The 23,166-nt window shown below is 71.5% G+C and carries 15 protein-coding genes and 2 pseudogenes; 5 read left to right on the top strand and 12 right to left on the bottom strand.

From position 1 onward, the window contains the following. Positions 1-63: 63 nt before the first annotated feature. From N8I87_RS31100 to N8I87_RS31070, 7 genes are all read right to left on the bottom strand, one after another. On the bottom strand, positions 64-2,604 hold the full coding sequence (locus N8I87_RS31100; RefSeq protein WP_263213687.1) for a polynucleotide kinase-phosphatase: 2,541 nt from the start codon (positions 2,602-2,604) through the stop codon (positions 64-66). After that, on the bottom strand, positions 2,601-4,070 hold the full coding sequence (locus N8I87_RS31095; RefSeq protein ID WP_263213685.1) for a 3' terminal RNA ribose 2'-O-methyltransferase Hen1: 1,470 nt from the start codon (positions 4,068-4,070) through the stop codon (positions 2,601-2,603). Before N8I87_RS31095 ends, N8I87_RS31100 begins: the two co-directional genes overlap by 4 nt. 119 nt (positions 4,071-4,189) lie before the next feature. Then, the gene (locus N8I87_RS31090; RefSeq protein ID WP_263213684.1) at positions 4,190-5,113 is read right to left on the bottom strand and encodes an LLM class F420-dependent oxidoreductase; all 924 of its coding nucleotides are present in this window, start codon (positions 5,111-5,113) and stop codon (positions 4,190-4,192) included. Positions 5,114-5,193: 80 nt separating this feature from the next. Beyond that, complete coding sequence (locus N8I87_RS31085; RefSeq protein ID WP_263213683.1) at positions 5,194-5,664, bottom strand: DUF6099 family protein; 471 nt, start codon at positions 5,662-5,664, stop codon at positions 5,194-5,196. Positions 5,665-5,842: 178 nt separating this feature from the next. Beyond that, positions 5,843-6,184 carry a nucleotide pyrophosphohydrolase gene (locus tag N8I87_RS31080; RefSeq protein WP_263213682.1) on the bottom strand — a complete coding sequence of 114 codons (342 nt, stop codon included), beginning with the start codon at positions 6,182-6,184 and terminating at the stop codon, positions 5,843-5,845. Further along, the gene (locus N8I87_RS31075) at positions 6,181-7,434 is read right to left on the bottom strand and encodes an AAA family ATPase (protein WP_263213680.1); all 1,254 of its coding nucleotides are present in this window, start codon (positions 7,432-7,434) and stop codon (positions 6,181-6,183) included. The genes N8I87_RS31080 and N8I87_RS31075 overlap by 4 nt, the downstream gene beginning before the upstream one ends. 75 nt (positions 7,435-7,509) lie before the next feature. After that, entirely contained in the window at positions 7,510-7,929 is a 420-nt protein-coding gene (locus N8I87_RS31070; RefSeq protein ID WP_263213679.1) for a cell division protein SepF, read from the bottom strand. A 197-nt stretch (positions 7,930-8,126) separates the two neighbouring features. Between N8I87_RS31070 and N8I87_RS31065 the strand changes: the two genes are divergently transcribed. Continuing rightward, positions 8,127-9,869, top strand: coding sequence for a hypothetical protein (locus N8I87_RS31065; RefSeq protein WP_411577308.1), 1,743 nt, complete (start codon positions 8,127-8,129; stop codon positions 9,867-9,869). Positions 9,870-9,878: 9 nt separating this feature from the next. Here the strand turns inward: N8I87_RS31065 and N8I87_RS31060 are convergent, their stop codons facing one another. Further along, positions 9,879-10,394 carry a YceI family protein gene (locus N8I87_RS31060; RefSeq protein WP_263213678.1) on the bottom strand — a complete coding sequence of 172 codons (516 nt, stop codon included), beginning with the start codon at positions 10,392-10,394 and terminating at the stop codon, positions 9,879-9,881. A 113-nt stretch (positions 10,395-10,507) separates the two neighbouring features. Between N8I87_RS31060 and N8I87_RS31055 the strand changes: the two genes are divergently transcribed. The 4 genes from N8I87_RS31055 to meaB all read left to right on the top strand — a co-directional run bounded on the left by N8I87_RS31055 (position 10,508) and on the right by meaB (position 16,146). Continuing rightward, a complete protein-coding gene (locus N8I87_RS31055) occupies positions 10,508-11,005 on the top strand; it encodes a MarR family winged helix-turn-helix transcriptional regulator (RefSeq protein WP_263213676.1) in 498 nt (165 codons plus the stop codon). A gap of 162 nt (positions 11,006-11,167) precedes the next feature. After that, positions 11,168-12,976, top strand: a complete 1,809-nt coding sequence (locus N8I87_RS31050) for a methylmalonyl-CoA mutase subunit beta (RefSeq protein ID WP_263213675.1) — start codon at positions 11,168-11,170, stop codon at positions 12,974-12,976. Then, a complete protein-coding gene (gene scpA, locus N8I87_RS31045) occupies positions 12,976-15,150 on the top strand; it encodes a methylmalonyl-CoA mutase (RefSeq protein WP_263213674.1) in 2,175 nt (724 codons plus the stop codon). The genes N8I87_RS31050 and scpA overlap by 1 nt, the downstream gene beginning before the upstream one ends. A gap of 6 nt (positions 15,151-15,156) precedes the next feature. Next, positions 15,157-16,146: a methylmalonyl Co-A mutase-associated GTPase MeaB gene (meaB, locus tag N8I87_RS31040; RefSeq protein WP_263213672.1), complete on the top strand. Its 990-nt coding sequence runs from the start codon at positions 15,157-15,159 to the stop codon at positions 16,144-16,146. Positions 16,147-16,345: 199 nt separating this feature from the next. Here the strand turns inward: meaB and ahcY are convergent. The 4 genes and pseudogenes from ahcY to N8I87_RS31020 all read right to left on the bottom strand — a co-directional run bounded on the left by ahcY (position 16,346) and on the right by N8I87_RS31020 (position 23,157). Next, a pseudogene (gene ahcY / locus N8I87_RS31035) lies at positions 16,346-17,748 on the bottom strand (adenosylhomocysteinase). Continuing rightward, positions 17,729-18,661, bottom strand: coding sequence for a methylenetetrahydrofolate reductase [NAD(P)H] (metF, locus tag N8I87_RS31030; RefSeq protein ID WP_263213671.1), 933 nt, complete (start codon positions 18,659-18,661; stop codon positions 17,729-17,731). The pseudogene ahcY and the gene metF overlap by 20 nt, the downstream one beginning before the upstream one ends. Then, complete coding sequence (gene metH / locus N8I87_RS31025; RefSeq protein ID WP_263213669.1) at positions 18,658-22,182, bottom strand: methionine synthase; 3,525 nt, start codon at positions 22,180-22,182, stop codon at positions 18,658-18,660. The genes metF and metH overlap by 4 nt, the downstream gene beginning before the upstream one ends. Beyond that, positions 22,179-23,157: pseudogene (locus N8I87_RS31020) on the bottom strand (carbohydrate kinase family protein). Before N8I87_RS31020 ends, metH begins: the two are co-directional and overlap by 4 nt. Positions 23,158-23,166 lie beyond the last annotated feature (9 nt).

The raw sequence follows: 23,166 nt of genomic DNA, 5'->3' as shown, positions 1-23,166 counted from the left end.
ACGTCGCAAGGCGTTTCACCATATGGACACATACGTGTGAGGCACAAGGGCGGGTGGGACGGTTCACAAGCGCGGGTCCACCGGCTCCGACTCCAGGGCCAGCACCCCGAACACGGCCTCGTGCACCCGCCACAGCGGCTCGCCCTCCGCCAGCCGGTCCAGGGCCTCCAGCCCCAGCGCGTACTCGCGGATCGCGAGTGACCGCTTGTGGTTGAGGAACCGCTTGCGCAGCCGGTCCAGGTTGTCCGGACGGGTGTACTCGGGTCCGTAGATGATCCGCAGGTACTCACGTCCCCGGCACTTGATGCCCGGCTGGACCAGACGGCCCTCGTCACTGCGCACCACCGCGCCGACCGGCTTGACGACCATGCCCTCGCCGCCCCGGCCGGTCATCTCCAGCCACCAGTCGACACCCGCCCGCACCGACTCGGGGTCGCCGGTGTCGACGTACAGCCGCCGGGTGTTCTGCAGCAGCCCGGTGCCGTCGTGCTCGACGAGCCGGTCGATCAGCGCGAGCTGCTCGTCGTGCGGCAGCGCGGCCAGGCTGCGGTCCTGTACGGCCAGGATCTGGAACGGGGCGAGACGCACCCCGTCCAGGCCGTCCGTGGTCCAGCAGTAGCGGCGGTACGCGTCCGTGAACGCGGCCGCGTCGGCGGCCCGCTCGCGCTGCCGGGAGAGCAGCCCGGTCACGTCCACACCGCGTGCCGCCGCGCCCTCCAGAGCGGCCAGCGCGCCAGGGAACACCGCGCCGGAGGCGGCACCCACGGCCGCGTACTGCGAACGCAGCAGTCCGGACGCCTTCAGCGACCACGGCATCAGCTCGGCGTCGAGCAGCAGCCAGTCCGTGTCGAGTTCGTCCCAGAGGCCCGCCTCGCCGATCGCCGAGCGGACGCGTCCGAGGATCTCCTCGGTCACGGCCTCGTCGTCGAAGAAGGGACGGCCGGTACGGGTGTAGAGCGACCCGGTGGGACCGTCCACGCCGAACTTCTTGCGTGCCGCCTCGGCGTCCCGGCACACCAGGGCCACGGCCCGTGAGCCCATGTGCTTCTCCTCGCACACGACCCGGGCGACGCCGTCCTGCGCGTACTGCGCGAAGGCCTCCGCCGGGTGCTCCAGGTAGCCCTCCATGTGACTCGTGGCCGTCGGCGCCATGGTCGGCGGGAGGTACGGCAGCAGGCGCGGGTCGATCGCGAAGCGGCTCATGACCTCCAGGGCCGCCGCCGCGTTCTCCTCGCGGACCGCGACCCGGCCCGCGTGCCGTGTCTCCACGACCCTTCGGCCGTGCACGTCCGCCAGGTCCAGCGGCCGCCCGTCGTGCCCGCCGGGCGCCTCGCTGCGCAGCGGCTTGGCCGGCTCGTACCAGACCCGCTCGGCCGGTACGTCGACCAGCTGCCGCTCCGGCCAGCGCAGCGCGGTGAGCTTGCCGCCGAAGACGGCACCGGTGTCCAGGCAGATGGTGTTGTTGAGCCACGTGGCCTCCGGCACCGGTGTGTGGCCGTAGACCACGGCGGCCCGGCCCCGGTAGTCCTCGGCCCACGGGTAGCGCACCGGCAGCCCGAACTCGTCCGTCTCCCCCGTCGTGTCGCCGTACAGGGCGTGCGAGCGCACCCGGCCGGACGTCCGCCCGTGGTACCGCTCCGGCAGACCCGCGTGGCAGACAACGAGCCGGCCGCCGTCGAGGACGTAGTGGCTGACGAGGCCGTCGAGGAACTCCTTGACCTGTGCCGTGAACTCCTCGCTCTCACCCTCCATCTGCTCGATGGTCTCGGCGAGCCCGTGGGTGTGCTGCACCTTGCGGCCCTTGAGGTAACGGCCGTACTTGTTCTCGTGGTTGCCGGGCACGCACAGCGCGTTGCCCGACGCGACCATGGACATCACGCGGCGCAGCACGCCGGGGGTGTCCGGGCCGCGGTCGACGAGGTCGCCGACGAAGACGGCCGTACGGCCCTCGGGGTGCACGCCGTCGCTGTAGCCCAACTTGCCGAGCAGCGACTCCAGTTCCGAGGCGCAGCCGTGGATGTCGCCGATGACGTCGAAGGGGCCGGTGAGGTGGGTCAGGTCGTTGAAGCGCCTCTCGGTGACGACGGTGGCGCCGTCGGCCTCCTCGACCCCGCGCAGGATGTGCACCTTGCGGAAGCCCTCGCGCTCCAAGTGTCTGATGGAGCGGCGGAGTTCACGGATGTGCCGCTGGATCACCCGGCGCGGCATGTCCGCCCGGTCGGTGCGCGCCGCGTTGCGCTCGGCGCACACCTCCTCGGGGGTGTCGAGGACGATGGCGATGGGCAGCACGTCGTACTTCCTCGCCAGTTCGATCAGCTGACGCCGGCTGTCCTGCTGCACGCTGGTGGCGTCGACGACGGTACGGCGGCCGGCGGCCAGCCGCTTGCCGGCGATGTAGTGCAGGACGTCGAAGGCGTCCGTCGTCGCGCTCTGGTCGTTCTCGTCGTCGGAGACCAGACCGCGGCAGAAGTCCGAGGAGATGATCTCGGTGGGCTTGAAGTGGCGGCGGGCGAAGGTGGACTTGCCCGAGCCGGAGGCGCCGACGAGCACCACGAGGGAGAGGTCGGTGACGGGGAGCACCCGTGCCTTGCGTGTCTCTGTCATGCCGCCTTCGCCTCCTTCTCGTTGGTGGTCCTGATGCTGAACGCGGCCATCTGCGTGGGCGGGCCCACCTCGGGGTCGTCGGGTCCGACGGGCCGGAACTCGACGTCGTAGCCGTGCCGTTCGGCCACCACCCCGGCCCAGGTGCGGAACTCCTCGCGGGTCCACTCGAAGCGGTGGTCGCCGTGCCGGACGTGCCCGGCCGGGAGGGACTCCCAGCGGACGTTGTACTCGACGTTCGGGGTCGTCACGAGGACCGTGCGCGGCCGGGCGGCGCCGAACACCGCGTATTCCAGGGCGGGCAGCCGGGGCAGGTCGAGGTGCTCGATGACCTCGCTGAGCACGGCGGCGTCGTAGCCCTTGAGCCGGCTGTCTGTGTAGGCGAGCGACCCCTGCTGGAGCCTGACGCGCGAGGCCTGCCGCTCTCCCATCCGGTCCAGCTTCAGCCGCCGTCCGGCGATGGTGAGCGCCCGCATCGACACATCGACGCCGACGATCTCGGTGAACCGCGGGTCCTTGAGCAGCGCCTGCACCAACTGGCCCTGTCCGCAGCCGAGGTCGAGGACCCGGGCGGCACCGGACTCGCCGAGCGCGGCGATGATCGCGTCCCGACGCTGCACGGCGAGCGGGGTCGGCTTCTCCTCCGCCTCGCTGTCCTCCTCGACGGCGTTGTCGATCTCCTCGACGTCGCTGTCGTCCGCCTCCGCGAGGCGTACCAGCTCCAGGCGCTCCATCGCCTGCCGGGTGAGCGACCAGCGGCGGGAGAGATAGCGGCTGGTGATGAGCTTCTGCTCCGGGTGGCCGGGCAGCCAGCCCTCTCCGGCGCGCAGCAGCTTGTCGACCTCGTCGGAGGCGACCCAGTAGTGCTTGGCGTCGTCGAGGACCGGCAGCAGCACATACAGGTGCCGCAGCGCCTCGGCGAGGGTCAGCGCCTCCGACTCCAGGACGAGCCGCACATAGCGCGAGTCGCCCCACTGCGGGAACGCGGTGTCCAGGGCCACCGGTTCGACGCTCACCGTCCAGCCGAGCGGCTCGAAGAGGCGTCGTACGAGCTCGGGGCCGCCGCGGGCGGGCAGCGCGGGCACCTCCACGCGCAGCGGCAGCGGCTGCGTGGCGCGCTCCGGGCGGGCGGCGCACACGCCGCGCATCGCGCTGGAGAAGACGCTGCTCAGCGCCACGGCGAGCAGCGAGGAGGCGGCGTACGGGCGGTCGTTGACATACTGCGCGAGCGCCGCGTCGGGGGCTCCGCCCCGGCCCTTGCCCTTGCCCCGCCGCACCAGCGCCACGGCATCCACCTCCAGCAGGAGCGCCGCCGTGCAGCGTTCCGCGTCCGCCTCTGGGTAGAGGACGTGCGCCGTGCCGTAGGAGGTGGAGAACACCTGCGCCTTCTCGGGATGCTTGTGCAGCAGAAAGCCGAGGTCGGTGGCGGGGCGCTCCGGGGTGCCGGTGGTGCCGATGGTCAGGAACATGCCCTGAGTCTCCCTGGCCAGGGCGCCGTTGACCAGCGGTTTTCATACGGTAGCGGACCGACGACCGACCGTCGTGATGCCCTCGACGGCCGATCGTCGTAGGCCCGCGCCCGTTGTGCCTAGGACAGCTGCGACTGGACCTGGGAGGAGATCAGCTCCAGGTGGTCCAGGTCCGTGAGGTCGAGGACCTGGAGGTACATGCGCTGCGAGCCGATCGCGGCGTACCGGCCGATCTTGTCGACCACCTCGGCCGGGGAGCCGGCCAGACCGTTGGTCTTCAGCTCGTCGACCTCGCGGCCGATCGCGGCGGCCCGGCGGGCGACCTCCTGGTCGTCGCGGCCGACGCAGACGACGAGGGCGTTGGAGTAGGTCAGGTCGTCGGCCCTGCGACCCTCGGCCTCCGCGGCGGCACGCACCCGCCCGAACTGCCGCTCGCTGTCCTCGATCGAGGCGAACGGCATGTTGAACTCGTCGGCGTACTGCGCGGCCAGGCGCGGAGTGCGGGTGGCGCCGTGTCCGCCGATCAGGACCGGGACCTTGGCCTGGGCGGGCTTGGGCAGTGCGGGCGAGTCGGTGAGGTCGTAGTGCGTGCCGTGGAAGTCGAAGGTCTTGCCGGCCTCGGTCGCCCACAGACCGGTGACGATCGCCAGCTGCTCCTCCAGGCGGGCGAACTTCTCCTTCGGGAAGGGGATGCCGTACGCCTTGTGCTCCTGCTCGAACCAGCCCGCGCCCAGGCCGAGTTCGACCCGGCCGCCGGACATCTGGTCGACCTGGGCGACCTGGATGGCGAGCACGCCGGGCAGCCGGAAGGTGGCGGCGGTCATCAGGGTGCCGAGACGGATCCGCCTGGTCTCACGGGCCAGCCCGGCGAGCGTGATCCAGGCGTCGGTAGGTCCCGGAAGGCCGTCGACGTCACCCATCCGGAGGTAGTGGTCCGACCGGAAGAAGGCATCGAACCCGAGGTCCTCGGTGGCCTTCGCCACGGCGAGCAAGGTGTCGTAGGTCGCCCCTTGCTGGGGCTCGGTGAAAATTCGAAGGTCCATACATCCATCCTGCACGCCAACGGCTCCGCCGACCCCATCGGCACCACGCGTCGCTTGCCGGGTGGGTGAGGCCGCCGCCCTCAGCCCGGTTCCTTCTCCGGTAGTGCCTCCTCGCGGGCTGCCAGTTTGCGGAGCATCTCCAGGACTCGGTCCCGGGATTCGTCCGCCGCGTCGATCGCCTCCATGCACTGCCAGTATCTCGCCTGGTCGTCCGCGGAGCTGGCCATGCCGACGAGGGCGATGCCGACCTCGCCGAGTAGGCCGCCCAGGCCGAGGAGGGTCTCGCGGGCGTCGTCCAGTTCGGTGAGCTGGGCGGCGCGCAGGTCGCCCGGGTCGAGTTGCGGTGCGTCCAGGACGCCGCAGCCGCGGCCCGCCAGTTCGGTCAGGCCCAGTGCCTCGCCCCGTAGTTCGGGTGGGCCGGAGACGGCCAGGCGGCTGCCGATCGCCTGGGCCAGGGCCTGGGCCTGCCACACCTCCGCCAGGATCTGGGGAGCGTCGCCGCTTCCCGCCAGGGCGCTTCTGCTCGTCACGATGAGCCGCATCGCTTCCATGGGCCGTCCCCGTCCGCCCGACGTGCTCGCGCACGCCTTCCGCCCGAACTCCTCTGTCCACTACCCAGAGTGAGTGGGGCTGAGACAGAAAGCCAGAGGAAGACGGAAATCTGTGGACAACAATTCGGATTCGGGCGACATTTTGACTCCGGAGAGTGATTTCGGAATCAAGGATTCCCTACGTGTCGCCCTCCCCCGGCACCGGGAACCTCCGCTCGTTCCGGTCGATCTTCGCGGCAAGGGCTGCCAGCGGTTCGATGCCGAGCACCTCGCACAGCTGCAGGAGGTAGGCGAGCACGTCGGCCACCTCGTCGGTGACGCGGTGCGCGGTGTCGGGGTCGTCCATGACGCGCGCGGACTCCTCGGGCGTCAACCACTGGAAGATCTCGACCAGTTCGGACGCCTCCACGCTGAGGGCGGCCGCGAGGTTCTTGGGGGTGTGGTACGGCTGCCAGTTCCGCGCGGCCGCGAACTCGGCCAGCCGGCGCTGCAGTTTCGCCACGTCCAGGTGTTCCGTCACGGGTTCAGGTGTACCACCGTGACTCCTTCGGCCTCCGTGGCCCACGAGGCGTCGCTCACCGCGCCCACCAGGCGGATGTGCCCGAGGCCGCACATCCCGGTGGCGAGCCGCAGCAGTTCCGTGCGCTGACGACCGTCCAGCGCACGGTCGAAGCCGTCGGCGAGGACGGTGAGGGCGCGCATGGCGTCGGGGACCTCGCCGGGTGTGTCGACGTCCAGGACGCCCGGGCCGGTGAGCAGCACCAGGGCCTGCGCGAGATATGTCAGCTCACCGTCCCCGAGTCGGCCGAGGTCGGTCCGGATTCCGTCGCCGCGGTCGAGCAGCGCCCGTACCGTGCCGTCGCCCAGCGGTTCGGCGACCAGGTCGGCCACGGGCCCGGCGCATCCGGCGTGCACCGCGGCGACGAGTCGGGCGTGCCGGCGGCCGCATTCGGAGCGGGTGCGCCACAGCACCTCGGCGAGGTTGTCGCAGCCGGGCAGCAGGCGTCCGGAGCCCAGCGGGACGGCCTCGCGCATCCGGTCGGGACACGGGTCGCAGGCGAAGACCGAGCGCAGGGCGACCACCGTCTGTTCGGCCGCGGCGAGCACCTGGCGCTGCCCGTCGGTCTTGCCGGCCACGCGCAGCGGGAGCAGAGCGGTGCCGAGCCGGTCGTCGGGGAGCGGGGCACGTGTCACCGGTGCGGATCCCGCGGTGTGCCAGGCGGCCTGTACGGCGGGGCGTCCCGGGTCGCGCAGCGCCGTCTCCAGGAGGACGAGTCCGCCCGCGGTCAGCCGCTCTCCGACGATGCGCAGTTCGGGCTCGGCCTGTACGGCGACGTCGAGCCGTACCGGACCTTCGGGACCGTCTGTCGTACAGCCGATGCGGAAGCCGCGCCGGCGCTGCGGGTCGGGCCGGGCGCGCTCGGGCACACAGGCCGCCGGATCCGGGAACGCCGCGGCGAGCGGCGCGCCGCCGCCGAGCCGGGCGAGCGCCTCGTACGCCCGCAGCGCGCTCGACTTGCCGCACCCGCTGGGCCCGGCGAAGAGGGTGCACGCCCCGACGGGGAGCCCGACGCCCCGATGCCCCGCGAACGCGGACAACCGCAACTCGGTGACCCTCGGCGGCGCCCATCTGTCCCGACCGGCCGGGCCGTCGAGGACCGCCCGCGCGGACGGTGGCCGCGCTGCGGCGGGGGCCTGCTCCCGCTTCGGGCCGGGTGGGGTGGGCCCGGGTGCTCGGCCTGGAGGGACGGAGGTGGGGGGTGCGGTCATATCCGGACCGTAGGGGCCCCGGTGGCAGGGGAACCGTTCCGGCGTCGGGACCTTCCTACGAACGGGGGACCGGCCTCAGGTGCCGGAGATCCCGGCGCCCTCCATGAGCCCGCTGACCTCGGTACCGGGCGGGGTGAGCAGGAACACGTTGCGGTCCACGCGGTGCATTCCGCTGCCCAGGCCGAAGACGACACCGGTGCTGAAGTCGAGGACGCGCTTGGCCACCTCGGTCTCCGCGCTGGAGAGGTCGAGCAGGACCGGCACGCCCGCCATGAGCGTCTCGGCCACCTCGCGGGCGTCCGCGAAGACATTGACCCGCAGGACGACGAACCGCCGCCGGGTCTCGGTCTCCGCGTCCGGGAGGGAGCGGTGACCCACCGCGGACGGCCAGGCGTCGCGCCCCCGGAGCGGCACGACCTGCGCGAGCCCTTCCCACTGTTCATCGGTGACGTCGTAACGGCTCACCGGATCCCCCCGAACTGACTCGCACTCCATGCCTGCACCTGCCAATTCTTACGCCAAGTCACCCGTTCGGCCCAACAGCGACACGAAGCGCGACCCGACCGACGGGGTCCTGCCTCCGTCACCTCCTGTGACACTTGTGCGAAATAGCCCGCTTCTTACCGCCCTCACACCGGACTCTTCACCTCCTGCGATCCCCCGCTCACCGGTCCCGATTACGGTCCGATGTCGTGCACTTGGCAGAAAAACAGCTGGTGACACCCGGCCGGCGGACGCAGTCGGCGGTGTCCGCCGCCCCGGGGCTCCCGGCACAGTGGCACCGTGTCCTGACCCTCCTCGCCGACGTGAGCCTGTTCATCGGGACCCGCGCGGTGTGGACACAGGCGGCGACCCATCGTCTCGTCCTGGCGGCGGTCATCTCCGTCTGCTACGCCTCGATCCTGGTGACCGGGGTGCTGGCCCTGACGGTCCGCCGTGCCCGCTCGCTGGCCCGACTGGACCTGGTGGTCCTGGTGACCGCGGTCGCGCTCACCCTGTGCGGCTGGGCACTGAACCACGGCGGCGGCGACGAGGCGGTGCTCACCACCCAGGCCGCCAGGGAGCTGGTCGCCGGGCACACCGTCTACGGACAGCCCTGGCCGTGGCTCTTCGGCGGCAAGGGCGTCGCCGTCACGCCGACGATAAACGGCGGCTACGACTTCACGTACGGCTATCCCCCGCTGGCCCCACTGCTGGCCGCCCCGCTGCTGTGGCTGGGGCACGGGGGCGCGGCCGCAACGGCGGTCGGCACCGGCGCGCTGGTCGTCGGGGCGGTCGTGATGTGGCGGATGCTGCCGGTGCCGTGGCGGTCGGCGGCCACGATGGCCTGTCTGGGCTTCGGGTTCCTGCCGACGTACGCCCGGCTGGGCTATCCGGCGATCCTCGGCATGGCCCTGCTGGTGCCGGTGGTGGTGCGCTGGCCGCGGATCGGGAGGGGAGGGCGGCTCGGCGGTGCCGGGATCGCGCGGGCCGCGTGCCTGGGGGCCGCGTGCGCGGCGCAGCAACTTCCCTGGTTCGTGGCGCCGTTCCTGCTGGCCGGGATCTACGCGGTGCGCCGCGGCGAGCTGGGCGGGCGCGCGGCGGGGCTGGTGGTGCTGCGGATCGTGGGGATCGCCGTCACGGTGTGGCTGCTGATCAACACGTACTTCATCGTCTCCGAGCCCGGTCCATGGCTGGCGGGGATCGCCCTGCCGCTGACGCAGGGCGCGGTGCTGCACGGCCAGGGCCTGGTGGACATCTCGCTGTACTTCACCGACGGCAGTGACCGGCTCGACTGGTACTCGCACGCGAGCATGCTCCTCGCGGCGGCCCTGCTCGCGCTGTTCGTGCTGTTCGTACGGCGGCTGGGCCCGGCGGCGACCGTGCTGCCCTGGCTGGCCTTCTATCTGGCGACCCGTTCCCAGGACGGCTACTACCTGATGATGACCCCGCTGTGGCTGGCCACGGCGGTCACCGCGCCCCTGGCGGAGTTCGAGCACGCCTGGCAGCCACGCCCGGGGCCGCTGACCGGCCCCCGGCGCCGCCCGGCCCTGGCCGCGGCGATCGTCCTGCTGGTCGCGCCGGCCCTGGTGTGCGCGGTGCTGGCGGTGTCGGGCAGGCCGCCGCTGAGGATGGAGGTCGCCTCGGTGCGCCGGGCCTCGGCGAACGCGATCTCGGCGCTGACCGTGCGGGTGGTCAACACGGGCGACACCGCGCTCACCCCGCACTACACGCTCACCACGGGCCAGGGCATGAACAAGTACTGGTCGCTCGCCCGAGGTCCGGCCACGATCCCCGCCCACGGCACGGCGAACGTGGAACTCCGGCCGCCCAAGGGCAGGTTCCCGCTCCCCAGACCGAGCGTCCGCATCCGGCTGCGCGCCTTCACGGCGTCCCCGCAGACGCTGTCCAGCCAGGACATACGACTACGGAAGAGCACCGGCACAACAGGCTGACCGAACGGATCAGGCCGCCGCGCGAGTGAACCGCAGCGTGGCGGTCACCGTTGTCAGGCCGCGGATCATCCCCAACTGGTTCCAGCCCATGCCGAACTCGGCGCGGTCCACGGTGAACTCGGTCTCCAGCGTGAGCGCGTCGGCGGTCGCCGCGGTGACGCGCGCCGTCAGGGACTGCGGGCGGCTGATGCCGCGGACGGTGAGCCGGCCGTCGACGTGTGCCGTGTCGTTGCCGCGCGGTTCGGCGCCGCGGACGGCGAAGGTGATCTCCGGGTGGTGGTCGGCGTCGAAGAAGTCGGCCGAGCGCAGATGGGTGTCGCGCTTGGCGTTCTTGGTGTCCAGCGAGGCGACGTCCAGGGTCACGGTGCCCGTGGCGGACCCGTCGGGCCCGACCTCGCCCCGGCCGGCGACGGCGGCGAAGGTGCCCTTCACGGCCACCAGGCCCCAGAAGGTCCTGTGGCTCAGGGCCACGGTGGTGGCGGTCGGGTCGAGCTGCCAGACACCTGTTTCCACGGCGACGGTCATGGTCGTACTCCCATGCGATGTATCCGAGTGATGATGTATCCGAGTAGTTCAAATTTGGATGACCGCAACGCTAGCTCATCATCCAAATTTGGACAACAGGTAGACTCCAACCCATGGCCGCCCCCGACAAGCACCCCGCCGACCAGCCCGAATGCTGTGCCCGCGAGGGCAGTGGGCTGCTCCCCGGAGAGCTGCGCGCCTGGATGCTGCTGCTGGCCGCGACCGGGGCGGTGGAGCAGCGGCTGCGCTCCGTGGTGAAGGAGAACCTCGACGTCTCCCACGACGAGTTCCTCATCCTGTGCCTGCTGGCCGAGCACCCGCGCGACGGCCTGCGCATGACCCGGATCGCCGACCTCCTGGGCCGCCCCAAGACCCGGCTCACCTACCAGATCGCCTGCCTCCAGCACGCCGGCCTGGTCACCCGCCAGACGGTGTGCGGCGACAAGCGGGGCGTCCAGGTCACCCTCACCGAGAAGGCCCGGCGGCTGCTGAAGGAGACCTCCACACTGCTCGCCACGACGGTCAAGGAGGCGCTCGCCGAGTTCGTCGGACCGGAGCAACGCGACGCGGTGAGCGGACTGCTGCCCGGACTCGCCGACGGGGCCTGCTGACGGGGCCTCGGACAACCCCCGCCGACGGTACGAGAACAGCCCCGCTGACGGTACGAAAGGGGGCGTACGGCACCGGAGAGGCACAGGTCACAACCGCGAGGAGGGAAACGTCACAGCCCCCGCGCTGCTGCCATTTAAGCGGCCTGCCCTAGCATCCGAGCCATGACGGTCCTGCCTGACGACGGGCTCTCACTGGCCGCCGAGTTCCCTGACGCGACACACGAGCAGTGGCAAGCCCTGGTCGAGGGTGTGCTGCGCAAGTCGGGCAAGGAAGTCTCGGGCGCGGCAGCTGAGGACGCTCTGTCCACGACGCTGGAGGACGGGCTGCGCACCCGTCCCCTGTACACCGCGCGCGACACCGCGCCCGACCCCGGCCTGCCCGGCTTCGCGCCCTTCGTGCGCGGCGGCCGCTCCGAGGGCGGCACCGCGGGCGGCTGGGACGTACGGCAGCGGCACGCGGCGGCCGAGGACGGCGCGATCCTGACCGACCTGGAGAACGGCGTCACCTCGCTGTGGCTGGTCGTCGGCCAGGGCGGCATCCCGGTGTCCGGCCTCGCCCGCGCCCTCGACGGTGTCTACCTCGACCTGGCTCCGGTGGTGCTCGACGCCGGGCGCGACGTCGAGGCCGCCGCGGCGGAACTGCTGCGGCTCTGCGAGGAGCGGGGCGTCGACCCGAAGGCGGTCCGCGGCAATCTCGGCGCCGACCCGCTCGGCCACGAGGCCCGCACCGGCACCGCCCAGGACTTCGCGCCGATCGCCGCCCTCGCCGCGCGGTGCGCCGAGACCTACCCGGGGCTGCGCGCGCTGACCGTGGACGCGCTGCCGTACCACGAGGCCGGCGGCTCGGCCGCACAGGAGCTGGGCGCCTCCCTGGCCACCGGTGTGGCCTGTCTGCGCGAGCTGACCGAGTCGGGCCTCACGGCCGAACAGGCCCTGGCGCAGCTGGAGTTCCGTTACGCGGCCACCGCCGACCAGTTCCTGACCGTCGCCAAGCTGCGCGCGGCCCGCCGGCTGTGGGCGCGGGTCGCCGAGGTGTGCGGGGCGCCCGGCGCGGGCGCGCAGGTGCAGCACGCGGTGACCTCGCCGGTGATGATGACCCGCCGCGACCCGTGGGTGAACATGCTGCGCGCGACCGTCGCGACGCTCGCGGCCGGGGTGGGCGGCGCCGACTCCGTCACCGTGCTGCCGTTCGACCACGCGCTCGGCCTGCCGGACGCGTTCGCCCGCCGTATCGCCCGCAACACGTCGACGATCCTGGTCGAGGAGTCCCACCTGGCGCGGGTCATCGACCCGGCGGGCGGCTCCTGGTACGTGGAGTCGCTCACCGACGAACTCGCCCGCGCGGGCTGGGAGTTCTTCCGGTCGATCGAGCGCGACGGCGGCCAGGCGGCCGTGCTGCGCTCGGGCCGGATCCGTACGGACCTGGCCACGACCTGGGCGGAGCGCTCCAAGAAGCTCGCCAAGCGGCGTGAACCCATCACCGGTGTCAGCGAGTTCCCGTTCCTGGCCGAGAAGCCCGTGGAGCGCGAGCCCGCTCCCGATGGGCCCTTTGGCGGGCTGCCGCGCGTGCGCCGCGACGAGGCGTACGAGGAGCTGCGCGCCCGCTCCGACGCCCACCTCGCGGCGACCGGCTCCCGCCCCCGGGTCTACCTCGCCACGATCGGCTCGGCCGCCGCGTACACCGCGCGCTCGACGTTCGCCGCCAACCTCTTCCAGGCGGGCGGCATCGAGCCGGTCACCGAGGGCGGCTTCGAGGACAGCGGCGCCACCGAGGCCGTGCTGTGCTCCAGCGACGCGCTCTACGAGGAGCAGGCCGAGCAGCTGGCCCGGTCCCTGAAGGCGGCGGGCGCCCGGCATGTGTTCCTCGCGGGCCGCCCCGCCGAGTACACGGACATCGACTCGTACGTCTTCGCGGGCTGCGACGCCGTCGCCACGCTGTCCGCGACCCTCGACCGCATGGGAGTGTCCTGATGGGAATCCCCGACTTCGCCGGGATCGAGCTGGGGACGCCGGTCGCCGACGGCGGTGCCGAGGAGTGGCGTACGGCCGTCAAGCGGGCGACCGGCGCCGAGGAGCAGCTCTGGGAGACCCCGGAGGGCATCGGCGTCAAGCCGCTCTACACCGGCCGTGACCTGGAGGGCCTGGACTTCCTGGGCACCTACCCGGGCATCGCGCCGTATCTGCGCGGCCCGTACCCGACGATGTACGTCAACCAGCCCTGGACGATCCGCCAGTACGCGGGCTTCTCCACAGCCGAGGAGTCCAACGCGTTCTACCGGCGCAACCTCGCGGCCGGTCAGAAGGGCCTGTCGGTCGCCTTCGACCTGCCCACGCACCGGGGTTACGACAGCGACCACCCGCGCGTGACCGGTGACGTCGGCATGGCGGGCGTGGCGATCGACTCGATCTACGACATGCGGCAGCTGTTCGACGGGATCCCGCTGGACAAGATGACCGTGTCGATGACGATGAACGGCGCCGTGCTGCCGGTGCTGGCGCTGTACATCGTGGCGGCGGAGGAACAGGGCGTACCGCCCGAGAAGCTGGCCGGAACCATTCAGAACGACATTCTGAAGGAGTTCATGGTCCGCAACACCTACATCTATCCGCCGAAGCCGTCGATGCGGATCATCTCCGACATCTTCGCCTACACCTCGCAGCGGATGCCCCGCTACAACTCCATCTCCATCTCCGGCTACCACATCCAGGAGGCGGGTGCGACGGCCGACCTGGAGCTGGCCTACACGCTCGCGGACGGTGTGGAGTACATCCGGGCGGGCCGCGAGGCGGGTCTGGACGTGGACGCGTTCGCGCCCCGGCTCTCGTTCTTCTGGGCGATCGGCATGAACTTCTTCATGGAGATCGCGAAGTTGCGGGCGGCCCGACTGCTGTGGGCCAAGCTGGTCTCCCAGTTCGAGCCGAAGAACACCAAGTCCCTGTCCCTGCGTACCCATTCGCAGACCTCGGGCTGGTCGCTGACCGCGCAGGACGTGTTCAACAACGTCACGCGCACCTGTGTGGAGGCGATGGCGGCGACCCAGGGCCACACCCAGTCGCTGCACACCAACGCCCTCGACGAGGCGCTGGCGCTGCCGACCGACTTCTCGGCGCGCATCGCCCGCAACACCCAGCTGCTCATCCAGCAGGAGTCCGGCACGACCCGGGTCATCGACCCGTGGGGCGGCAGCGCGTACGTGGAGAAGCTGACGTACGACCTGGCCCGCAAGGCCTGGGCGCACATCCAGGAGGTCGAGCAGGCCGGCGGTATGGCGCAGGCCATCGACGCCGGTATCCCGAAGCTGCGCGTGGAGGAGGCGGCCGCGCGCACGCAGGCCCGCATCGACTCCGGCCGTCAGCCGGTGATCGGCGTCAACAAGTACCGCGTCGAGAACGACGAGGCGATCGAGGTCCTCAAGGTCGACAACTCCTCCGTGCGCGCCCAGCAGATCGAGAAGCTGCGGCGGCTGCGCGCGGAGCGGGACGAGACCGCGTGCCGGGACGCGCTGGACGCGCTTACCCGCGCCGCGGACGGCGAGGGCAACCTGCTGGAGCTGGCCGTGCGCGCGGCCCGCGCCAAGGCCACCGTCGGCGAGATCTCCGACGCCCTGGAGACGGTGTACGGCCGCCACGCGAGCCAGATCCGTACGATCTCCGGCGTGTACCGCAACGAAACAGGCCAGTCCCCGTCCGTGGACCGCACCCGCGCCCTGGTGGACGCCTTCGAGGAGGCCGAGGGACGCCGGCCGCGCATCCTGGTCGCCAAGATGGGCCAGGACGGTCACGACCGCGGCCAGAAGGTGATCGCCACCGGCTTCGCCGACCTCGGCTTCGACGTCGACGTCGGCCCGCTGTTCCAGACCCCGGAGGAGGTCGCCCGTCAGGCGGTCGAGGCGGACGTCCATGTGGTCGGCGTGTCCTCGCTGGCCGCCGGTCACCTCACCCTCGTACCGGCGCTGCGCGAGGCGCTCGCCGAGGAGGGCCGGGAGGACATCATGATCGTGGTCGGCGGGGTGATCCCGCCGCAGGACGTGCCGACGCTCCTGGAGATGGGCGCCACGGCCGTGTTCCCGCCCGGGACGGTGATCCCGGACGCGGCGTACGACCTGGTGAAGCGGCTGTCGGCCGATCTCGGCCACGATCTGTAGAGCCCCATGGCAGCGATCGATCTCGACACGTATGTGAAGGGTGTGCTCGACGGGAAGCGGGCGATCGTGGCCCGCGCGATCACTCTCGTCGAGTCCACCCGGCCACAGCACCGGGCGCTGGCGCAGGAGTTGCTCACCGAGCTGCTCCCGCACAGCGGACGGGCGCGGCGGATCGGCATCAGCGGGGTGCCGGGCGTGGGCAAGTCGACGTTCATCGACGCGTTCGGCACGCTGCTGACCTCGCTGGGGTACCGGGTCGCGGTGCTCGCCGTGGACCCGTCCTCCACCCGTACCGGCGGCTCCATCCTGGGCGACAAGACCCGGATGGAACGGCTGGCGGTGGACCCGAACGCCTTCGTACGCCCCTCCCCCAGCGCGGGCACGCTGGGCGGGGTCGCCAAGGCCACCCGCGAGTCCATGGTCGTGATGGAGGCGGCGGGCTACGACGTGATCCTGGTGGAGACCGTGGGTGTCGGCCAGTCCGAAACCGCCGTCGCCGACATGGTCGACTCCTTCCTGCTGCTCACCCTGGCCCGCACAGGCGACCAGTTGCAGGGCATCAAGAAGGGCGTCCTGGAGCTGGCCGACGTGATCGCGGTCAACAAGGCGGACGGCCCGCACGAGCGCGACGCGCGCGCGGCCGCACGGGAGTTGGCGGGCGCGCTGCGGCTGATGCACGGCAAGGACGCCTTCTGGACCCCGCCGGTGCTCAGTTGCAGCGCCCGCGAGTCGGCCGGCCTGGACGTCGTCTGGGAGCGGCTTGAGCAGCACCGTACGCTCCTCGACTCCACGGGCCGGCTCACGGCCAAGCGGCGGGACCAGCAGGTCGGCTGGACCTGGGCGATGGTGCGCGACGAGCTGCTGGGCCGGCTGCACGCCGATCCGGCGGTGCGGGAGGCCGCGCCCGGCCTGGAACAGCGGGTCAGAGAGGGCTCGTTGACGGCGACACTGGCGGCCGAGCGGATCCTGGAGGCGTTCCGGGGGCCCGTCGGCTGACCTCGACGCGACCGAACCACGCGAGGGCCCCCGGACGGGGCGGATCCGGGGGCCCTCGCGTGGTTCGTTCCTCAGTCGATGCCGCGCACGATGTGCGACTCGGCCGGGTCCTCGTCCACCCCGGCCAGGTACAGCACGGGGGCTTGGGCTTCTTCCTGGTGGTCGGGGTGCATGGCTCGCTCCTCGGGGTGACTGGACGTCAGTAGCGGTAGTGGTCCGGCTTGTACGGGCCCTCGACTTCCACGCCGATGTACGCGGCCTGCTCCGGGCGCAGCACGGTGAGTTTGACGCCGAGGGCGTCGAGGTGGAGGCGGGCGACCTTCTCGTCGAGGTGCTTGGGCAGCGTGTAGACGCCGGTCGGGTACTCGGACTGCTTGGTGAACAGCTCGATCTGGGCCAGGGTCTGGTCCGCGAAGGAGTTGGACATCACGAACGAGGGGTGGCCGGTGGCGTTGCCCAGGTTGAGCAGCCGGCCCTCGGACAGCACGATGATGACCTTGCCGTCGGGGAAGGTCCAGGTGTGGACCTGCGGCTTGACCTCGTCCTTGACGATGCCCGGGACCCTGGCCAGGCTACCATGTCGATCTCGTTGTCGAAGTGACCGATGTTCCCGACGATGGCCTGGTGCTTCATCTGGGCCATGTCGGAGGCCATGATGATGTCCTTGTTGCCGGTCGTGGTGACGAAGATGTCGGCCTTGTCGACGACCTCGTCCAGGGTGGTGACCTGGTAGCCGTCCATCGCCGCCTGCAGCGCGCAGATCGGGTCGATCTCCGTGATGATCACCCGGGCGCCCTGGCCGCGCAGCGACTCCGCGCAGCCCTTGCCCACGTCGCCGTACCCGCACACGACCGCCGTCTTGCCGCCGATCAGGGTGTCGGTGGCGCGGTTGATGCCGTCGACCAGGGAGTGCCGGCAGCCGTACTTGTTGTCGAACTTCGACTTCGTCACCGCGTCGTTGACGTTGATCGCCGGGAACAGCAGGACACCGTCGCGCTGCATCTCGTACAGGCGGTGCACACCCGTCGTGGTCTCCTCCGTCACCCCACGGATCTCGGAGGCGACGGCGGCCCAGTCAAGGCCACTGCGCTCCAACAGGGCGCGGATCACGGCGAGTTCGTCGTTGTCGGGGGCCGGCAGGTGGCCCGTCTTGGCGTACTCGACACCCTGGTGGACCAGGAGGGTGGCGTCACCGCCGTCGTCCAGGATCGTGTTCGGGCCGCCGGTGGGGCTGTCCGGCCAGGTCAGCGCCTGCTCCGTGCACCACCAGTACTCCTGAAGGGTCTCGCCCTTCCAGGCGAAGACGGGGATTCCGGCGGCGGCGATCGCGGCGGCCGCGTGGTCCTGGGTGGAGTAGATGTTGCAGGAGGCCCAGCGGACCCGGGCGCCCAGGGCGACCAGGGTCTCGATGAGCACTGCGGTCTGCACGGTCATGTGCAGGGAACCGGTGATGCGGGCACCGGCCAGCGGCTGCGTCTCGGCGTATTCCTTGCGGATCGCCATCAGACCCGGCATCTCGTGCTCGGCGAGAGTGATCTCCTTGCGGCCGAACTCGGCAAGGGAGAGGTCGGCGACCTTGAAGTCAGGGGGTGTGGCGGGCATGCGCGGGCCTCTCGGTGCGGTGGGTGAGGTTGCGGTGGATGTCGAGGGTCGCCGTGGAGCGGTTGAGGGTGATGTAGTGCAGGCCGGGCGCGCCTTCGGCGAGGAGCCGCTCGGCCAGGGCCGTGGCGTGGTCGACGCCGATGCGGTGGGCGGTGTCGGGGTCGTCGCGGGCCGCTTCCAGGGCTTCGGCGAGGTCGCGCGGGAAGCGGGCGTCGCTCAGTTCGGCGAAGCGCTGGATCTGGCGGGCGTGGACGGCCGGCATGATCTCCGGGATGATCGGCGTCTCACAGCCTGCGGCCGTGACGCGGTCGCGCAGCCGCAGATAGTCCTCGGCGTCGAAGAACATCTGCGTGACGGCGTAGTCGGCGCCGGCCCGGCACTTGGCGACGAAGTGCCGGATGTCGCTGTCCCAGTCGGGTGAGCGCGGGTGGCGCTCCGGGAAGGCGGCGACGCCGATGCTGAAGTCCCCTGCCGCGCGGACGAGTTCCACGAGCTGGTAGGCGTGGCGCAAGCCGTCCGGGTGCGCGGTCCAGGGGCCGCGCGGGTCGCCCGGCGGGTCGCCGCGCAGGGCCAGGACGTCGCGGATGCCGGCGTCGGCGTACTGGCCGACGATGTGCCTGAGCTCGGCCACCGAGTGGTCGACGGCGGTGAGATGGGCGACCGGGCGCAGCGTCGTCTCGGCGGCGATACGGCGGGTGACGGCGATCGTACGGTCGCGGGAGGAGCCGCCCGCGCCGTACGTCACCGACACGAAGGTGGGGCCGACGGCCTCGATACGGCGGATCGCGTCCCACAGGGTCCGCTCCCCCGCCTCCGTCCTGGGCGGGAAGAACTCGAAGGAGAAGGTGCGGACTCCGGCGGCCAGCAGTTCCCGCAGGGAGCCTGCCGATGAGGTGGTGGCGGCTGTGGTCATCGGGCGGTCTCCTCGGCCGGGCCACCGGTCGTCTTGAAGTAGACGGCCTCCGGGTGGTGCAGGATCAGGGCGTCCGTGGACTGTTCCGGGTGGAGCTGGAACTCCTCGGAGAGCGTGACGCCGATGCGTTCCGGGCGGAGCAGACCGGCGATCTTGGCGCGGTCCTCCAGGTCGGGGCAGGCCGGGTAGCCGAGGGAGTAGCGGCAGCCCTGGTAGTCGGTGCGGAGCATGCCGGCCAGGTCGGCGGGGTCCTGGTCCGCGATGCCCAGTTCGGCGCGGACGCGGGCGTGCCAGAACTCGGCCAGTGCCTCGGTCAACTGCACGGACAGGCCGTGGAGTTCGAGGTACTCGCGGTAGGAGTCGGCGGCGAACAGCTCGTTCGCGGCCTCGGAGACGCGGTTGCCCATGGTGACCGTCGTGGAGGCGACGACGTCGGTCTCGCCCGAGTCGGAGTCCTGGGGGCGGAAGTAGTCGGCGAGGCTCAGGTACCGGTCGCGCCGTTGGCGCGGGAAGGTGAAGCGGGTGCGTTCGGTGCCGTCCTCGTCGAGAACGATCAGGTCGTCGCCCTTGGACACGCAACGGAAGTAGCCGTGCACGACGGCCGCTTCGAGGAGGTTGTCGGTGTGCAGCCGGTCCAGCCAGGCGCGCAGCCTCGGTCGGCCCTCCGTCTCGACCAGTTCCTCGTACGAGGGTCCGGTCCCGCCGCGGGCGGCCTTGAGCCCCCACTGCCCCATGAAGGTGGCGCGTTCGTCCAGCCAGGACGCGTAGTCGGCGAGCGGGATGCCCTTGGTGACGCGGGTGCCCCAGAAGGGCGGGGTGGGGACGGGGTTGTCCGTGGCGACGTCCGAGCGGGCCGGCAGGGCGTGTCGGTCCTCGGTCGGCCGGGCGGTCGCCGTGGCACGCACCCGGCGGCGCTTCAGCTCGGGCAGCGCGGCTCCCGCCTCGCCGCGCCTGAGCGCGCTGAGGGTGTCCATGAGGCGCAGGCCCTCGAAGGCGTCGCGGGCGTAGCGGACCTCGCCGTCGTACAGCTCGTGCAGGTCCTGTTCGACGTACGCCCGGGTGAGCGCGGCTCCGCCGAGGATGACGGGGTAGGTGGTGGCGAGGCCGCGGTCGTTGAGCTCCTGGAGGTTCTCCTTCATGATCATCGTGGATTTGACCAGGAGGCCCGACATGCCGATGGCGTCGGCGCGGTGCTTCTCGGCGGCCTCGACGATCGCGGAGACGGGCTGTTTGATGCCGAGGTTCACCACGTTGTAGCCGTTGTTGGTGAGGATGATGTCGACGAGGTTCTTGCCGATGTCGTGGACGTCGCCCTTGACCGTGGCCAGGACCAGGGTGCCCTTGCCGGAGGAGTCGGAGCGCTCCATGTGCGGTTCGAGGTGGGAGACGGCGGCCTTCATCACCTCGGCGGACTGGAGCACGAACGGCAGTTGCATCTGCCCGGAGCCGAAGAGCTCGCCGACGGTCTTCATGCCGTCGAGGAGGATGTCGTTGACGATCTCCAGCGCGGAGTGCTCGGTCAGCGCCTCGTCCAGGTCGACGGTCAGGCCGCCCCGCTCGCCGTCGACGATGCGGCGGCGCAGCCGGTCGGGCAGGGGCAGCGCGGCCAGTTCGGCGGCGCGGGAGGCCTTCACGGAGCGGCTGTCGACGCCCTCGAAGAGTTCCAGATAGCGCTGGAGGGGGTCGTAGCCCTCGCGGCGCCGGTCGTGCACCAGGTCCAGCGCGCACTCCAACTGCTCCTGGGGGATACGGGAGATGGGCAGGATCTTGGAGGCGTGCACGATGGCGGAGTCGAGTCCGGCGGCCACGCACTCGTGCAGGAAGACCGAGTTGAGGACGGTGCGGGCGGCCGGATTGAGCCCGAAGCTGATGTTGGACAGGCCCAGGGTGGTCTGTACGTCCGGGTGGCGGCGCTTGAGTTCCCGTATCGCCTCGATGGTCTCGATGCCGTCGCGGCGGGTCTCCTCCTGTCCGGTGGCGATGGGGAAGGTCAGGCAGTCGACGAGGATGTCTCCCTCGGCCATCCCCCACGCACCGGTGAGGTCGGCGATGAGGCGCTCGGCGACGCGCAGTTTCCACTCGGCGGTGCGGGCCTGGCCCTCCTCGTCGATGGTGAGCGCGACGACGGCGGCGCCGTGCTCGGCGACCAGCGGCATGATCCGGGCGAACCGGGAGTCGGGGTCGTCACCGTCCTCGTAGTTGACGGAGTTGACGACGGCGCGGCCGCCCAGCCGTTCCAACCCGGCTTCCAGGACGGCGGGTTCGGTGGAGTCGAGGACGACGGGGAGGGTGGATGCGGTGGCGAGCCGGCCCGCGAGCTCCTTCATGTCGGCGACGCCGTCACGGCCCACGTAGTCGACGCACAGGTCGAGCAGATGGGCGCCGTCGCGGATCTGGTCGCGGGCGATCTCGACGCAGGTGTCCCAGTCCTCGCGGACGAGTGCCTCGCGGAACTTCTTGGAGCCGTTGGCGTTGGTGCGTTCGCCGATGGCCAGGTAGGAGGTGTCCTGCCGGAAGGGGACGGAGGTGTAGAGGGAGGCGGCGGCCGGTTCGGGGCGCGGGTCACGGCGCGCGGGTTCGATATCCCGTACGGCTTCGGCGACCTGGCGCAGATGTTCGGGGGTGGTGCCGCAGCAGCCGCCGACCAGGCTGAGGCCGTGCTCGGTGACGAACTGGCGGTGCGCGGCGGCGAGTTCCGCCGGGGTGAGCGGGTAGTGGGCGCCGTCGGTGGTCAGTACGGGCAGGCCGGCGTTGGGCATCGCGGAGATACCGGTGCGGGCGTGCCGGGACAGCTGGCGCAGGTGCTCGTTCATCTCGGCCGGGCCGGTGGCGCAGTTGAGGCCGATCAGGTCGATGCCGAGGGGTTCGAGGGCGGTGAGGGCGGCACCGGTCTCGGAGCCGAGCAGCATGGTGCCGGTGGTCTCGACGGTGATCTGCACGAACAGCGGCAGGTCGGCCCCCGTCTTCCGCAGGGCGCGGCGGGCGCCGATCAGGGCGGCCTTGGTCTGGAGCAGGTCCTGGGTGGTCTCGACGAGCACGGCGTGCGCGCCGCCCGCGATCAGGCCTTCCGTCTGCTCCTGGTAGGCGTCGCGCAGATCGGCGTACGGGGCGTGCCCGAGCGTGGGCAGCTTGGTGCCGGGGCCGACCGAGCCGAGGACCCAGCGGGGGCGTTCGGCGGTGCTGTGGCCGTCGGCGACCTCCCGGGCGAGCCGGGCGCCGGCCTCGGCGAGTTCGCGGATACGGGAGGCGATGCCGTACTCGCCGAGGTTGGCGAGGTTGGCGCCGAAGGTGTTGGTCTCGACGCAGTCCACACCGGCGGTGAAGTAGGCGTCGTGGACGGAGCGCACGATGTCGGGGCGCGAGACGTTGAGGATCTCGTTGCAGCCCTCGTGGCCCTGGAAGTCGTCGAGGGTCGGCTCCCGGTCCTGGAGCATGGTGCCCATGGCGCCGTCGGCGACGACCACCCGGGTGGCCAGGGCTTGCCTCAACTGCTGTGCGGTCGCGGTGCGTTGGCTGCTCACAGGGCGGCCTCCAGGAGTGGCGCGAGGGCGGCGGCCGGCTCGCCGTAGCCCTCGGTCAGCCTCGCCGTCACCGTCGTACGGTCCAGGACGTACTCCTGGGGGCCCGGTGCCTCCAGGGCGAGGCCGGCCACGACGCAGCCCAGGCGGGCCGCGGCCGCTCTCGGGCAGACGGCCGAGCGCGGCGAGGAAGCCGGCGCGGAACGCGTCGCCGACGCCGGTGGGGTCGACGGCCTCGCGGACGGGAGCGGCCGGCACGGTCACGGCGGGCTCGCCCGCGCGCTCGATGCGGACGCCGTCCGCGCCGAGGGTGGTGACCCAGGAGCCGACGCGGTCGAGGATCTGCCGACCGGTCCAGCCGGTGCGCTCCCGGACCAGGACGGATTCGTAGGCGTTGGTGAACAGGCGCTGGGCGCCGTCGACGAGCGTGCGCACCGCATCGGGTTCGAGGCGGGCGAGCTGCTGGGAGGGGTCGGCGGCGAACGGGATGCCGAGCCGCCGGCACTCCTCGGTGTGGCGGACCATCGCCTCGGGGTCGTTCGGCGAGATCAGCACCAGGTCGAGTCCGCCGAGCCGTTCGGCGACCGGCGCGAGGTCCAGGGTGCGGGCCTCGGTCATGGCGCCCGCGTAGAAGGTGGCGATCTGGTTCTGTGCCTGGTCGGTCGTGCACACGAAGCGGGCGGTCTGTGCCATGGGCGACACATGCACGGAGTCCGTGTCGACGCCGTGCTCCTTGAGATGGACCCGGTAGTCGGCGAAGTCCGGTCCGACGGCGCCGACCAGGGCCGGGGACAGGCCCAGCCGGCCGAGCCCGTAGGCGATGTTGGCGGCCGCTCCGCCGCGTCGTACCTCCAGGGTGTCGGCGAGGAAGGACAGCGAGACGTTCGACAGCTCACCGGGGACCAGGTGGTCGGTGAAGCGGCCGGGGAACGTCATCAGATGGTCGGTGGCGATGGAACCGGTGACGGCGATCCGCATGACCCCGCC

It is taken from the genome of Streptomyces sp. HUAS 15-9 (assembly GCF_025642155.1).
GTDB lineage: Bacteria > Actinomycetota > Actinomycetes > Streptomycetales > Streptomycetaceae > Streptomyces.
Note: the sequence above shows the minus strand (reverse complement) of the source record. Positions and strands in the feature narration are given on the sequence as shown.

Coding starts and splice junctions, on each gene's coding strand:
- N8I87_RS31100 (WP_263213687.1), bottom strand. CDS start 2,604: ATGACAGAGACACGCAAGGCACGGGTGCTCCCCGTCACCGACCTCTCC.
- N8I87_RS31070 (WP_263213679.1), bottom strand. CDS start 7,929: ATGGAGTGCGAGTCAGTTCGGGGGGATCCGGTGAGCCGTTACGACGTC.
- N8I87_RS31050 (WP_263213675.1), top strand. CDS start 11,168: ATGACGGTCCTGCCTGACGACGGGCTCTCACTGGCCGCCGAGTTCCCT.
- N8I87_RS31060 (WP_263213678.1), bottom strand. CDS start 10,394: ATGACCGTCGCCGTGGAAACAGGTGTCTGGCAGCTCGACCCGACCGCC.
- scpA (WP_263213674.1), top strand. CDS start 12,976: ATGGGAATCCCCGACTTCGCCGGGATCGAGCTGGGGACGCCGGTCGCC.
- N8I87_RS31075 (WP_263213680.1), bottom strand. CDS start 7,434: ATGACCGCACCCCCCACCTCCGTCCCTCCAGGCCGAGCACCCGGGCCC.
- N8I87_RS31055 (WP_263213676.1), top strand. CDS start 10,508: ATGGCCGCCCCCGACAAGCACCCCGCCGACCAGCCCGAATGCTGTGCC.
- N8I87_RS31090 (WP_263213684.1), bottom strand. CDS start 5,113: ATGGACCTTCGAATTTTCACCGAGCCCCAGCAAGGGGCGACCTACGAC.
- N8I87_RS31095 (WP_263213685.1), bottom strand. CDS start 4,070: ATGTTCCTGACCATCGGCACCACCGGCACCCCGGAGCGCCCCGCCACC.
- N8I87_RS31085 (WP_263213683.1), bottom strand. CDS start 5,664: ATGGAAGCGATGCGGCTCATCGTGACGAGCAGAAGCGCCCTGGCGGGA.
- metF (WP_263213671.1), bottom strand. CDS start 18,661: ATGACCACAGCCGCCACCACCTCATCGGCAGGCTCCCTGCGGGAACTG.
- meaB (WP_263213672.1), top strand. CDS start 15,157: ATGGCAGCGATCGATCTCGACACGTATGTGAAGGGTGTGCTCGACGGG.